This is a genomic window from Myroides profundi (assembly GCF_000833025.1).
Classification (GTDB): Bacteria; Bacteroidota; Bacteroidia; order Flavobacteriales; family Flavobacteriaceae; genus Flavobacterium; species Flavobacterium profundi_A.
The window spans coordinates 4022917-4036125 of sequence record NZ_CP010817.1; the positions used below are offsets into that span (position 1 = coordinate 4022917).

Sequence of the window (13209 nt, forward strand, 5' to 3'; positions counted from 1 at the left end):
TTGCTACACGATTTGCGTTAACATCTCTATATACAAGGCTATTCCCTCTTCTATCTCCTTTACATAGACGAATTCGTCTGCTGTATGTGAGCGAGCAGAGTCGCCAGGTCCACACTTAAGCGATGGAATACTTAACAAGGCTTGGTCACTCGTAGTAGGTGAGCCATAGGTCTCTCTACCTAGTGCTATACCCGCCTGTACGATAGGGTGATCTTTAGCTATAGACGAAGGCTTTAATCGAGTAGAGCGCGCATTGACCTCACAATCTACATGCTGTCTCACCATCTCTAATACTTCTTCGTTTGTATAAGCATCTGTCACACGTACATCTACTACAAAATCACAAGTAGAAGGCACCACATTATGCTGTGTACCAGCATTGATCATCGTTACACTCATCTTGATCGGTCCAAACTCCTCAGATACCTTAGGGAACTGATAGGTATTAAACCACTCTATATCTTTTATTGCTTTAAATATCGCATTGTCTCCTTCATTACGCGCTGCATGTCCTGAGCGCCCATGAGCTACACAATCGAGTACCATTAGTCCACGTTCTGCTACAGCTAAGTGCATTTGTGTAGGTTCTCCTACGATAGCGAATTCTAATTCACCTAATTTAGGTATTACAAATTCTAAGCCATCATTCCCTGATATCTCTTCTTCTGCCGTAGCAGCGATACAGAAGTTATACTTCATCCCCTCTTTCTCATAGAAGTGAAGAAATGTAGCGATTAAAGAGACCAAGCACCCTCCAGCATCATTACTCCCCAATCCGAACAACTTGCCATCTATAATCTCAGGCTTAAACGGGTCACGAGTATAGTCTTTATTTGGTCTCACGGTATCGTGGTGAGAGTTCAATAAGATTGTAGGCTTACTCGGATCATAGTGCTTATTAAACGCCCATACATTAAAAAGCTCTCGGTGAATAGCTACTCCATGAGACTCTAAAAAGTTAGCGATTAGATCAGAAGTCAAGTGCTCTTCTTTACTAAAAGATGGAGATGCTATAAGGCTTTCTAATAAAGCTATTGCCTGTTGTGATAAGTTGTCTTTCATTGTGGTTTTATATAGTTATGGGTAGTTGTCTTGTTATATTATATTAGAGTTGAATCGTAGTACCAGCTTTTATATCTAATAGATCTTCTGCTTTCTTGATACATACCTTATCTACTCCTTGGTTGACAGCCGCCAAAGCATTCTCTATCTTTGGCAACATACCATCAGCTATCACCCCTTGTTGTTTTAGTTGTGTAAAGTTCTCTTGATTAATGGTATTGATCACAGAGTTCTCATCGTTAATGTCTTGCAGTACCCCTTTGCGCTCAAAGCAATATACTAAGGCTACTTTATACTTAGTAGCGAGAGCAACGGCTATATTAGAGGTAATAGTATCTGCATTGGTATTTAGTAGTTGGCCTTCCTTATCAGCCGTAATCGCAGAGAAAACAAGATTAATCCCTATCTCTAACAATTGTTGTAATCGAACCACATTCACATCGCTTGCTTCAAAGTCCCCTACATAACCATAGTCTATCGGCTCAGTAGGGCGTTTATGACTCTGTATCAGCTTAGCGTCTGCTCCTGAGATTCCCATCGCATCACAACCTCTTGCTTGAAGTTGAGCTGTGATTTGTTTGTTTATTAAACCCGCATACACCATTACAGCTATAGGCAACATCGCTTCGTCAGTGATACGACGCCCATTGACCATCTGAGTTTCTATCCCTAACTGCGCAGCCATACGCGTAGCTAATTTACCTCCACCATGTACTAAGACCTTAGGGCCTTCTATACGAGCATAGATGTCTAAAAAAGCGTTTAACGCAGACTCGTCATCGACGATATTACCTCCTATCTTAATAACTGTAAGGCTTTGCATATTTTATTGGTTTTTAAGCATTTCTTTTAATACAGCTTGTGCTGCCCATACTCTGTTTCCTGCTTCTTGGATCACGATAGCATGCTCGCTATCTAATACTTCTGACGAGATCACTAAATCACGTCTAACAGGTAGGCAGTGCATTACTTTAGCTTGGTTGGTTGCTTCTAATTTATCAAGAGTTAACATCCAAGACTTATCTGTACACGTTATCTGTCCGTAGTCTTCATAACTCGACCAGTTCTTTACATATACGAAGTCAGCATCTGCTAAAGCTTCATCCTGATTAGTAGTCACTGTAGCTCCTGCTGTAAACTCCTCTTTCAGCGTATAACCTTCTGGATGAGTCACTACAAAGTCTACAAGACCTTCTGCCTGAGCTCTACACATCCACTCTGCGAAAGAGTTCGGTACTGCCTGTGGAAGTGCCTTAACGTGCGGTGCCCATGTCAATACTACTTTAGGTTTTTTGCCTTGAGGTACTAATTTATCTTGTGCAGCATCATAATTATAATCGAAGTGCTCTACTATGGTGATTAAGTCTGTGAAGCTCTGTAGAGGATGTCTTGTCGCGCTCTCTAAGCTCACTACAGGTTTGCCACAGTACTTAGCGAACTTGCTAAACAATTCTTCGCTATAGTCTTCCTCAGCATCTTTTAGTCCAGGGAACGAACGAAGTCCTAATATATCACAGTACTCTCCCATCACAGCTGCAGCTTCTCTAATATGCTCTGCTGTATTTCCGTCCATCACTACGCCGTCTTTAGTCTCTAAAGCCCAACCGTCTGATGTCATATTCATCACCATTACATTCATCCCTAAGTTAGCAGCAGCCTTCTGAGTACTCATCCTTGTACGCAAACTTGGATTTAAGAATACTAAACCTATTGTTTTGTGCTTGCCAAGAGTTTCTTCTGCAAAAGGGTTTGCCTTACACGCTAATGCGCTGTTTACTGCTTTAGATAGAGAAGGTATATCGTTAACGGAAAAAAATTGTTTCATTGTAATTGTCTTTTTAGAATTGTTGTAATCTGTTGTTGAATTTATCCAAGAATAAATCTGCATCAGCTTGAGTCAGATTTAATGCTGGTAACAACCGAATTACATTAGGGCTTGCATTACCCGTGAAGATGTGGTCTTTCACTAATAGTTCTTTACGAACCTCTTTTAACTCAGGAGCAAGGTCTATTCCAATCATCAGTCCTTTTCCTCTTACTTCCTGTATCTTGTCTAATTTCTTTAATTCATTGATTAAGTAGTTCCCTACTTGTGCTGTATTTGCCATTAGATTGTCTTGCTTCATAACCTCTAATACAGATAGGGCTGCTGCACAAGCTAAGTGGTTTCCTCCAAAAGTAGTTCCTAACTGTCCATGCCAAGGCTTAAACTGCTCTCCTATCGCTATCGCTCCGATAGGGAATCCATTCCCCATTCCTTTCGCCATCGTATAGATATCAGCACTCACTCCTCCGTCATTCACTGCGTAGAAAGAACCTGTACGTCCATATCCACACTGTACTTCGTCTGCGATAAACACCGCATCGTACTGCGTAGTAAGACTTCTGATTTTCGCTAAGAAGCTATCTGTAGCTACTTGTATTCCTCCTACACCTTGTATTCCTTCAATAATCACTGCTGTAACTTCATCACCGTAAGACGCGAAAGCTTGTTCAAGAGCTTGCTCATCGTTAAAAGGCAAGAACACAATGTTCTCTGTTTGATTGACTGGGGCAACTATCTTTGGGTTATCAGTAGCAGAAACGGCAAGAGAAGTTCTCCCGTGAAAAGCTTTATCAAAAGCGATAACTTTCTTTTTACCATTATAAAAAGAAGCTAATTTTAAAGCGTTTTCATTTGCTTCTGCTCCTGAATTACACAAAAACAATTGATAATTGTCCAACCCAGCTACTTCCCCTAATAAGGCAGCTAATTGCTGCTGAAGAGGGATTTCTATAGAATTAGAATAAAATCCGATTTTGTTTAATTGGTCCGTTAATCTCGCTACATAGTGCGGATGAGTATGACCGATAGAGATCACAGCGTGCCCTCCATATAAGTCTAAATACTCTTGACCCTTGCTGTCATATACTCTACTCCCTAATCCTTTTACAATCTCGATAGGGTTAAGTGGGTATACATCATATAATTTCATCATAATAAATCGTTGTTAGAAAGCCGAAGCTTTTAGTTGTAAACCTGTTTTTTCGTCTAATCCGAATAGCAGGTTCATGTTTTGAACAGCTTGACCGCTTGCTCCTTTTAGTAGGTTATCTATCGCACTAGTCACTAATACATCATCTCCGTTCTTCACGATAGACACCAAGCATTTATTCGTATTTACCACTTGCTTTAGGTCAATCCCCTTTTTGCTTACGTGTGTAAATGGATGCGATGCATAATATGTGCTGTACATCGTATAAAGCTCTTCTTCTGTCAAAGCCGATTCAAACATCACACTTGCAAAAATCCCTCTCGCAAAATCTCCTCTCTCTGGGATAAACTTAATGTTCTGTACATAGTCAGGTTGTAGTTGTACAAGGCTTTCTCCTATCTCGCTAAGGTGTTGATGAGTGAAAGCTTTATATACGGATATATTATTCGCTCTCCAACTAAAGTGAGATGTAGTAGATAGACTCTGTCCAGCTCCTGTAGACCCTGTCAAAGCATTGATATAAATAGACTCAGGCATCTTAGCTGCATGTGCTAAAGGCAACAAGGCTAACTGTAATGCTGTAGCAAAACAACCTGGATTAGCTATATAATTCGCTTTCTTTATCTTCTCTTTATTCAACTCTGGCAAGCCGTAAACGAACTCTCCTGCTGTATCTTTTAATCTAAAGTCTTGGCTGAGGTCTATAATCTTAATCTCCTTATCAATGTCATTCTCTGCTAAAAATACTTTAGAATCTCCATGCCCCATACACAAAAACAATACATCAATATCCTCCATCAACACATTCGTAAAATGTAAGTCTGTATCTCCGAATAGGTCACTGTGAATCTCATATACTGGCTTACCAGCGCTACTGTTAGAGTGTACAAAGGTGATCTCTACTGCGGGATGAGGTAAGAGAAGTCTCAACAACTCTCCTCCCGTATAGCCAGCACCTCCAACTATTCCTGCTTTTATTGTCTGCATAGTTCTATTGGTCTTGGTTATTAACTTTGTGCCAAATCATGACTTGGTTACCAAAGATCTTAGAGAACCCTTTTACATCTTCGCCTGTCCATGCATTGTTCATCTCTCCATAGCTACCAAACTTATTAGACATTAGGTCATGCTCTGACTCTATACCTATCACTACAAAACGATGTGGGTGTAACTCTACGATTACTTTACCACTTACGGTCTGCTGTGTACTACTCAAGAATGCTTCCATATCTCTCATTACTGGATCATGGAACTGTCCTTCGTGTAGGTAGTTACCATAGAATGATGCTAACTGCTCTTTCCAGCTCAATTGCCACTTCGTCAACGTATGTTTCTCTAAAGTGTGGTGTGCTTTCACTAAAATAATAGGCCCTGCTGCTTCAAAACCAACTCTCCCTTTGATACCAATGATTGTGTCTCCTACGTGGATATCTCTACCGATACCGAATGGTTGAGCTAAGTCTTGTAACTGTTGGATAACCTCAGTAGGTTTTAGTTGCTTACCATTTAAAGCTACTGGCTCACCCTTCTCAAAAGTAATCTCCACTGTCTCAGGAGTCGCTTTAGTCACTGGTGTAGGCCATGCCTCTTCTGGTAAATATAGATTAGAGGTTAGGGTTTCTTTTCCACCTACTGAAGTTCCCCATAAACCTTTATTAATTGAATATTTCGCTTTCTCTGCATTGATTTCGACACCGTGTTTTTGTAAGAACTCAATCTCTTCTTCTCTGCTTAATTTTAGATCTCTAATAGGTGTAATAATCTGTATACTAGGCACCAATATATTAAAGATCATATCAAAACGCACTTGGTCATTCCCTGCCCCTGTACTACCGTGAGCAACCGCTTCGGCACCAATCTTCTTAGCGTAATTAGCAATAGCTGTAGCCTGACATACACGTTCAGCACTTACTGATAATGGATAAGTAGCATTCTTCAATACGTTACCAAAAATCAAGTACTTCACACTGTCATTATAGTAGTCCTCTGTCTCATCGATAGTCGTGTGAGAAGCAACTCCTAAAGCATACGCTTTCTCTTCGATAGCCTTCACTTCTGCTGCATCAAATCCACCTGTGTTTACCACTACAGAGTGTACTTCATACCCTAACTCTTCTTTTAAATAAATTACACAGAAGCTAGTGTCTAATCCTCCGCTAAATGCTAATACAACTTTCTTATTATTCATGATTGATGTGTTTTAAAATTAAAATAGATGTGTTTTTTTGACTGTTTTCTTCAATTGCATTTGCAATCGTTTCAGCAATGAGTACTTTTTCTGCATATTTTTAAGTCTCTCTTTTGCTTTGGTCTTTTGGTCTATTTTATTCCGAAGCTCTTTTTCTTTATCTTCTGGGTTCCAAAGCATGGCTGTACAAAGACAGTTCTTCTTCTCTTTGCTCTGTAAGATTTGGAAGTTTACACAACTCTCACACCCTTTCCAGAACATCTCATCCTGAGTAAGTTCTGAGTAAGGCACAGGCTCATAGCCTAAATCTGAGTTGATCTTCATAACAGCAAACCCTGTAGTTAGACCGAATATTTTAGCCTTTGGATATTTCTTTCTAGATAATTCAAAAACACATTTTTTAATAGCTTTTGCCAGTCCCTCTTTTCTAAAAACAGGATTAACAATCAGTCCAGAATTGGCTACATAATCACCGTGACTCCAAGTCTCTATGTAACAAAAACCAGCCCAAGTACCATCAATATGTAGGGCGATAACAGCCTTACCTTCAACCATTTTATTGGCAACGTACTCTGGTTTTCTTCTAGCAATACCAGTCCCTCTAGCAAGAGCTGACTGAGCCATTTCTTCACAAATTTGTTCCGCATATCCTACGTGTGTTTCATTCGCAGGAATTACGATAAACTGATTTGAATTCATTTCAAAACAAGTGATTAAGAATCAAACGAGCCAAGATATTGATACCGAATAGGTACAATCATCCTCAGACTGTCTGAAAAGCATTAAAAATCAATGATATATGTACAGATATAATGCCAAAAAAGGCATTATACTAAAAAAAGGCTAAAAAAGATTAAGCCCGGGCGCGAGATGACCGCGATGTAGACAATGAGAAAACCGCAACAGTTGCTAAGGCAATGTTGTTAGAGATAAAAGTAATATTTAAATCGGTTCTCTTCATAAGTTTTATAACTGCTTAAATAAGCATGAACAAAGTTTTCTAATTAAAATTGGATTATGCAAGGTTTTTATTAAAAAAATAAAACATCGCTCAATACCTTATATACTAAGAGTTTGACAGTATTTGAATCAAAATATTTTTAGTTCATTTTACCTAATAGTTCATTTTGAACGTCATTTCTGCACTCTCCCTTTATTTAAAATAGGATATAAACCACCATTAAAAAGGGTGTTTTATTCTCTAAATAAACGCTATAAAAACATTGTTTTCACCTCTAATATTGAACTCAATTATCCTATAATAACGGTGATAAAATGGATTAAAAAAGAGGAATTATTCTCTCCTTAGACAATAAAAAAAGCCCTATTCAATGTCTCTTATAATAAGACACTGAATAGGGCTATAAGTATGTTTTTTACTGTATTAGTAGCTAATTAAGCTTTTCACGTCATAATTAGATAACTTATCTCTTCCGTGTAAGAATGATAGTTCCATTAAGAAGTTTACTTGTACTATCTCACCTCCTAAACGCTCTACAAGCTTACATACAGCCTCTGCTGTACCTCCTGTAGCTAATACGTCATCATGGATTAATACCTTCTCTCCTGGCTTAATCGAATCAGTATGTATCTCTAGGATATCTGTTCCGTACTCTAATCCATACGCTTCAGATATCGTGTCAAAAGGAAGTTTACCTGGTTTACGCACAGGAATAAATCCTGCTCCAAGCTTCTCTGCTAACAAAGTAGCAAAAAAGTAACCTCTACTCTCCATCCCTACTACTCTATCAATCTTCTTATCACCTACTAATGCTAATAACTGATTAGTAGCTTCTACCATAGCTGCATGGTCATTTAATAATGGAGTGATATCTTTAAAACCAATACCTTCCTTCGGAAAATCTTGAATATCTCTAATATAATCTGCTATGTTCATAGTCAATATTTTATACTGTAAAAATACAATTATTTATCTGATTTTATTACTTCTATAACCTTGTCACACACTACTTGTGGATCTATTGTATGCATGGCGTTTTCATACCCTTCTACAATCTTATTTCCATACACAGACGTAGGTAATAATGGATACTGTGACCTATCCGCAGTGATACAATAGTCTGCAGGTTGATTAAACGGCGCAAAGCCCGCATAAGGGTGTGTCGCTCCCCACAGAGTCACAACTTTCTTACCAAGCATGGCTGCTATATGTGCATTTCCTGAATCCATTGATAGCATTACATCTAAATGCTGTATAAGATTAATCTCTATATCAAACTTCACCTTACCTGCCATCACGATTACATTATAGTTATCGCGTTTTAGCTGATTCAATAAAGCTATTTCCTTTTCTCCTCCACCAAATAAGAATATAATAGACTTCTCACGTTCTGCTAAGGAGTCTACCACTTGTTGCATCAAGTTAAGAGGATACACTTTCGTATCATACTGTGCGAAAGGAGCAATCCCAATCCATATGGTATCTTTCTCCTTTACATATTGTAATAACTCAGGAGCTAACTCTGGTACAGCGGGGAATTGAGGATTAGTTAAATCCACTTTAAAACCAAGTTTAGCTAATGTATTCTGATGATTAGAAAACATCGTAGGCAACTGTTTAAAGACTTTGTTCTCTGCTCGAGTAAGTTCTTTCTTTCCTTCTCTTCCTTTGTCTAATGCGGCAACTTTAGTACCACTTAAACTAAATAAAGTTCTGATAATCTGCGCTCGTAGTACATTGTGAAAATCAGCAAAATAATCAACCTTAAGCTTCTTTAAGTCACTAAATAATCTTATCAAACCTAAGAATCCTTTGTGTCGTTTCTTTACGTCAATTGCAAAGAAATCAACCCTGTCTATATCTTTAAAAAAAGGTTTGAAAAAAGGACGAGATACTACAGTCACTCGTACATCTGGATGCTGTGCTACTAAAGCACGCACTACAGGCACTGTCATAGCGACATCCCCCATAGCAGACAATCTAAATACCAATATATGTTTCAACTGTGCCACAACTAGTTAAATTAGGTTATGAACAAGAAAAGCGTGAATACTCACGCTTTCTATATTTTTTTATCAAAGATATGATTATTTCTTGTTTTGGTACAATACAGGGTTTAATTCCTCATCATTGTACATTTTCATTTGCTTGTATACTTTCATATACTTATCTCCGTTAGCGATATCATTTAATAAATCATCGATAGCAGTAGTTAAGTCTTTCTTTTGTTCTAAAAGTACATCCAATTTAGCTTGACATTTATCTCTGTGATCTTGAGTAGCTTCAGGTCTAGTAGCTTCTTCATTCATGTGATAAATCTTAAGAGATAAGATAGATAGTCTGTCAATAGCCCAAGCTGGACTCTCAGAGTTAATCTTAGCAGTTGCTTTTACTTGAACATCTTTGTGTTTTTGTAAGAAATAGCTATCAATATATTCTACCATATCTGTACGCTCTTGATTCGAAGCATCAATTCTTCTTTTCAAAGTTAATGCAGCTACAGGATCGATCTGTGGATCGCGGATAATATCTTCGAAATGCCATTGAACAGTGTCAATCCAGTTCTTTAAATACAATAAATGTTTAATATCATCTTTTGGATATGGGTTGTTGATTGGCTGGTCAACATTATCAAATTTATGATAGTCACGAATACTCTCTTCGAATATTGGAAATGCTAATTCTGAAAACATACTAATTATTTTATTTACAAATATAGTTTTTATACCTTTATCGTACTAATTATACCGAGATGAAAATTCATTATATTTCAGCAGAAAACAGTATCCTAAACCACTTTTTAGCACAACTTAGAGACGTTAATATCCAAAAAGATAGCATGCGATTTAGAAAAAATATCGAGCGAATCGGAGAGATTATGTCTTATGAGTTAAGTAAGAAGTTACCTTATAAAGATATTGCTGTACAAACTCCTCTAGGAGTAAAACACACAACATGCATTGAAGACAATGTAGTATTATGTTCTATCCTACGTGCTGGTTTAGCACTACACACAGGATTTATGAACTTCTTTGACAACGCTGAGAATGGATTCGTATCTGCTTATCGCCGTCATGGAAAACACGGTGAAGCTAGTGAGATCTTAGTTGAGTATCAAGCGGCACCTTCATTCCAAGACAAAATATTGATCCTTATTGACCCTATGTTAGCTACAGGACAATCTCTAGTAGCCGTAATCAATAAGCTAATGGCTGAAGAAAAGCCAAAAGAACTACATATAGCTGTAGTTATCGCTGCTCCTGAAGGAGTACAATACTTAGAAGAAAACCTTCCTGATAATGTAAATCTATGGGTAGCTACTCTAGATGAGAAATTAGACGATCACAATTATATCGTACCAGGACTTGGTGATGCTGGAGATTTAGCATACGGACATAAACTATAATACTAACTGCATGAAGTAGAAGAATACCCCTAGTCCAAATACGCTGTATACTATGGCTTCTCTTCTCCACTTCTGTGGAATATCTTCTATATAATTAGCTCCTAAAACAGCTAATGGGAAGAAAGTAAATATTAAAGTTCCGTTGTTCTTTTCAGCAGAAATCACATAAATAGCAACGCCTATAAGGAAAGATAATAGTATTTTCTTATAGGTGCTTTGCATATTAAAAGGCTTCGAAGAAATACTCGCTGCTTGGCTAACAAAGAACAATAAAGCGATAGGTACATAGACTGCCAAAGCTATATTCTGATATACGTTCTCAAAATACATAAAGTCAAAGCTCACTCTGCACTTCTCCCAGAACCAGTCATAATAACTACCGTCTGTGATCACTAAGTACAATTCTAAAAATATAGAAACACAGAAAAAAGCAATGATTGGAATAAACCAGTTTCTATAATCTTTTGCTCCAAAATAAGTTATCGCAAAGAACAATAGAAGTAAAAATAATACACTCCAAAAGTGAAATAACCCTGCTACAAAAATCCATAAAGAGGTATCAAACATCTTCTCCTTAGACTGCTTCAATGAATGTAATGAGAATATCCTTCTCAATGCTAACATGATAAAGTAGTTGGTTATAATAACCTTACTATGTACTAAAACTGTAGGGAATAGCATTAAAAAAGATACAAATAAAAGAGGTACATAAGCATTGTCCCTTACTAATCGATTACGAGTAGCAATAAACTGTGATAAATACATCATCACCATTAGCAAAGCTAGTAAAACAGTTCTTTTACCAAACTCATAAGTAGTCCAAACCAACTGATCTTGGTCTATAAATAAGTACAAAACACTGATTAATAGAATTAAGATGGTCAGTATAATGTAATTAATTGGTTTTGTTTTACTAAAAATACTTGCTAACATTTATATATTTTATATTTTTGTACATATTAAGCCTATACTTCCATTTTATCGGTTGAATAAGTTTAGTAACGGATTAATAAAATAATTTTATTTAATTTAAAATAAAGTACAATGACTTCATTTTTTCTTGGATTAGGATTCCTTTTTGAAAAAGTTCTATTTATTCCAATGGATCTTTTTGCAAAATTAGAATTAACAAATTGGTGGACTGCAAATATTATTACTTGGGCGTTTATCCTTATTACTTGCTACTATTTTGCTTTTTGGTTAAAACAACTAAAAATCTTCAAAGCAAATAATGAAGATGACCAAGATACTACAGCCCACTCATTTTTAAAATAGTTTCGATTTTTACAAATCGAAACCTATATCTGAACGGTAATAAATCTTATCGAAATTTAGCTTAGCTATGTTTTGATAAGATTTTTTTAATGCCTCATCGTAACTGTTTCCATAAGATGTAACAGCTAATACACGACCACCATTAGTCACTACTTCTCCATCTTTTAGCGCTGTTCCAGCATGGAATACAATAGAATCTGTTACGTCATCTATACCTGTAATTACTTTTCCTTTCTCATAGTCTTCAGGATAACCACCCGATACCAACATTACAGTAGTTGCTGTACGCTCATCTAACTCTATCTCAACTGTATCAAGTGTTTCATTAGCCACTGCTTCAAAAAGGTCTACTAAATCAGTCTTTACTCTAGGCATCACCACTTCTGTCTCAGGGTCTCCCATACGTACATTATACTCAATCACGAATGGATCATCTCCAACCTTAATCAATCCAATGAATACGAAACCTTTAAAGTCTAAGTTGTCTTCTTGTAATCCTCTTACAGTAGGAATAACTACTCTCTCTTCTACTTTCTTTAAAAAGTCATCAGTAGCAAAAGGAACTGGAGAAACTGCTCCCATACCTCCTGTATTTAACCCTTTATCTCCTTCTCCTATTCTCTTGTAGTCTTTTGCTGTTGGTAATAACTTATATGATTTACCATCAGTTAATACAAAACAACTCAATTCTATACCAGACAAAAATTCTTCAATAACTACTTTAGAACTAGCATCACCAAACTTAGCATCTACTAACATATTCTCTAACTCTGCCTTAGCTTCATTGATGTCTTCTAAAATAACTACACCTTTTCCTGCTGCTAATCCATCTGCTTTCAATACATAAGGAGCTTTTACTGTCTCTAAGAACTTCTTCCCTTCTTCTACAGTATCTTTTGTAAATGTAGCATAACCAGCTGTCGGTATATTATGTTTAAATAAAAACTCTTTAGCGAAGTCTTTACTTCCTTCTAATTGTGCTCCTTTCATTGAAGGGCCAATTACAGGAATATGATTTACTAGATCATCTCCTTTAAAGAAATCTACAATTCCTTTTACAAGAGGATCTTCAGGTCCTACCACCACCATATCAATCTTATGCTCTAAAACAGTCTTCTTTACTGCTTCAAAATCATTTGGATTGACCGCTATATTCTTAGCAATTTTCGCTGTACCAGCATTTCCTGGTGCTACGAATAACTCTTCACATTTAGAACTTTGAAGCATTTTCCAAGCAAGTGCGTGCTCACGTCCTCCTGAACCTAATAGTAAAATTTTCATTAATTGTGTTGTTTGTTATTAAACACCAAAAATAAATATAAATAACACAATAACGAAAGTT

14 protein-coding genes are annotated in these 13209 nt (G+C 36.9%); 2 read left to right on the forward strand and 12 right to left on the reverse strand.

What is annotated here, in order from left to right; genetic code table 11:
• Positions 1 to 3: 3 nt before the first annotated feature.
• The 10 genes from MPR_RS17855 to MPR_RS17900 form a co-directional block, all read right to left on the reverse strand.
• The gene (locus MPR_RS17855; protein ID WP_041894959.1) at positions 4 to 1062 is read right to left on the reverse strand and encodes a M20 family metallo-hydrolase; all 1059 of its coding nucleotides are present in this window, start codon (positions 1060 to 1062) and stop codon (positions 4 to 6) included.
• A gap of 43 nt (positions 1063 to 1105) precedes the next feature.
• The gene (gene argB, locus MPR_RS17860) at positions 1106 to 1885 is read right to left on the reverse strand and encodes an acetylglutamate kinase (protein WP_041894961.1); all 780 of its coding nucleotides are present in this window, start codon (positions 1883 to 1885) and stop codon (positions 1106 to 1108) included.
• Between the two features lie 3 nt (positions 1886 to 1888).
• Positions 1889 to 2887: a Rossmann-fold NAD(P)-binding domain-containing protein gene (locus MPR_RS17865; RefSeq protein ID WP_006265974.1), complete on the reverse strand. Its 999-nt coding sequence runs from the start codon at positions 2885 to 2887 to the stop codon at positions 1889 to 1891.
• A 13-nt stretch (positions 2888 to 2900) separates the two neighbouring features.
• Positions 2901 to 4040 (reverse strand): aspartate aminotransferase family protein, encoded by a 1140-nt coding sequence (locus MPR_RS17870; RefSeq protein ID WP_006265975.1) that lies wholly within the window; start codon positions 4038 to 4040, stop codon positions 2901 to 2903.
• Between the two features lie 12 nt (positions 4041 to 4052).
• Positions 4053 to 5024, reverse strand: coding sequence for an N-acetyl-gamma-glutamyl-phosphate reductase (gene argC, locus MPR_RS17875; protein WP_041894964.1), 972 nt, complete (start codon positions 5022 to 5024; stop codon positions 4053 to 4055).
• Between the two features lie 4 nt (positions 5025 to 5028).
• On the reverse strand, positions 5029 to 6225 hold the full coding sequence (argG, locus tag MPR_RS17880) for an argininosuccinate synthase (protein WP_041894967.1): 1197 nt from the start codon (positions 6223 to 6225) through the stop codon (positions 5029 to 5031).
• Between the two features lie 18 nt (positions 6226 to 6243).
• Positions 6244 to 6924 (reverse strand): N-acetyltransferase, encoded by a 681-nt coding sequence (locus MPR_RS17885; protein WP_041894969.1) that lies wholly within the window; start codon positions 6922 to 6924, stop codon positions 6244 to 6246.
• A 685-nt stretch (positions 6925 to 7609) separates the two neighbouring features.
• A complete protein-coding gene (locus tag MPR_RS17890) occupies positions 7610 to 8122 on the reverse strand; it encodes an adenine phosphoribosyltransferase (protein WP_006257991.1) in 513 nt (170 codons plus the stop codon).
• A gap of 29 nt (positions 8123 to 8151) precedes the next feature.
• Positions 8152 to 9198: a glycosyltransferase family 9 protein gene (locus MPR_RS17895; RefSeq protein ID WP_041894972.1), complete on the reverse strand. Its 1047-nt coding sequence runs from the start codon at positions 9196 to 9198 to the stop codon at positions 8152 to 8154.
• Positions 9199 to 9273: 75 nt separating this feature from the next.
• A complete protein-coding gene (locus MPR_RS17900; RefSeq protein WP_041894975.1) occupies positions 9274 to 9879 on the reverse strand; it encodes a DUF4254 domain-containing protein in 606 nt (201 codons plus the stop codon).
• Positions 9880 to 9938: 59 nt separating this feature from the next.
• Here MPR_RS17900 and upp point away from each other — a divergent pair, with 59 nt between their 5' ends.
• Entirely contained in the window at positions 9939 to 10592 is a 654-nt protein-coding gene (upp, locus tag MPR_RS17905) for a uracil phosphoribosyltransferase (protein WP_006257988.1), read from the forward strand.
• On the opposite strand, the gene MPR_RS17910 is transcribed toward upp, so the two are convergent.
• A complete protein-coding gene (locus tag MPR_RS17910; protein WP_041894979.1) occupies positions 10587 to 11525 on the reverse strand; it encodes a DUF6427 family protein in 939 nt (312 codons plus the stop codon). The two genes, upp and MPR_RS17910, sit on opposite strands and share 6 nt — an antisense overlap.
• Positions 11526 to 11636: 111 nt before the next feature.
• Between MPR_RS17910 and MPR_RS17915 the strand changes: the two genes are divergently transcribed.
• Positions 11637 to 11867, forward strand: a complete 231-nt coding sequence (locus MPR_RS17915) for a DUF6341 family protein (protein WP_006257986.1) — start codon at positions 11637 to 11639, stop codon at positions 11865 to 11867.
• A gap of 9 nt (positions 11868 to 11876) precedes the next feature.
• On the opposite strand, the gene purD is transcribed toward MPR_RS17915, so the two are convergent.
• The gene (purD, locus tag MPR_RS17920) at positions 11877 to 13148 is read right to left on the reverse strand and encodes a phosphoribosylamine--glycine ligase (RefSeq protein WP_041894982.1); all 1272 of its coding nucleotides are present in this window, start codon (positions 13146 to 13148) and stop codon (positions 11877 to 11879) included.
• Positions 13149 to 13209 lie beyond the last annotated feature (61 nt).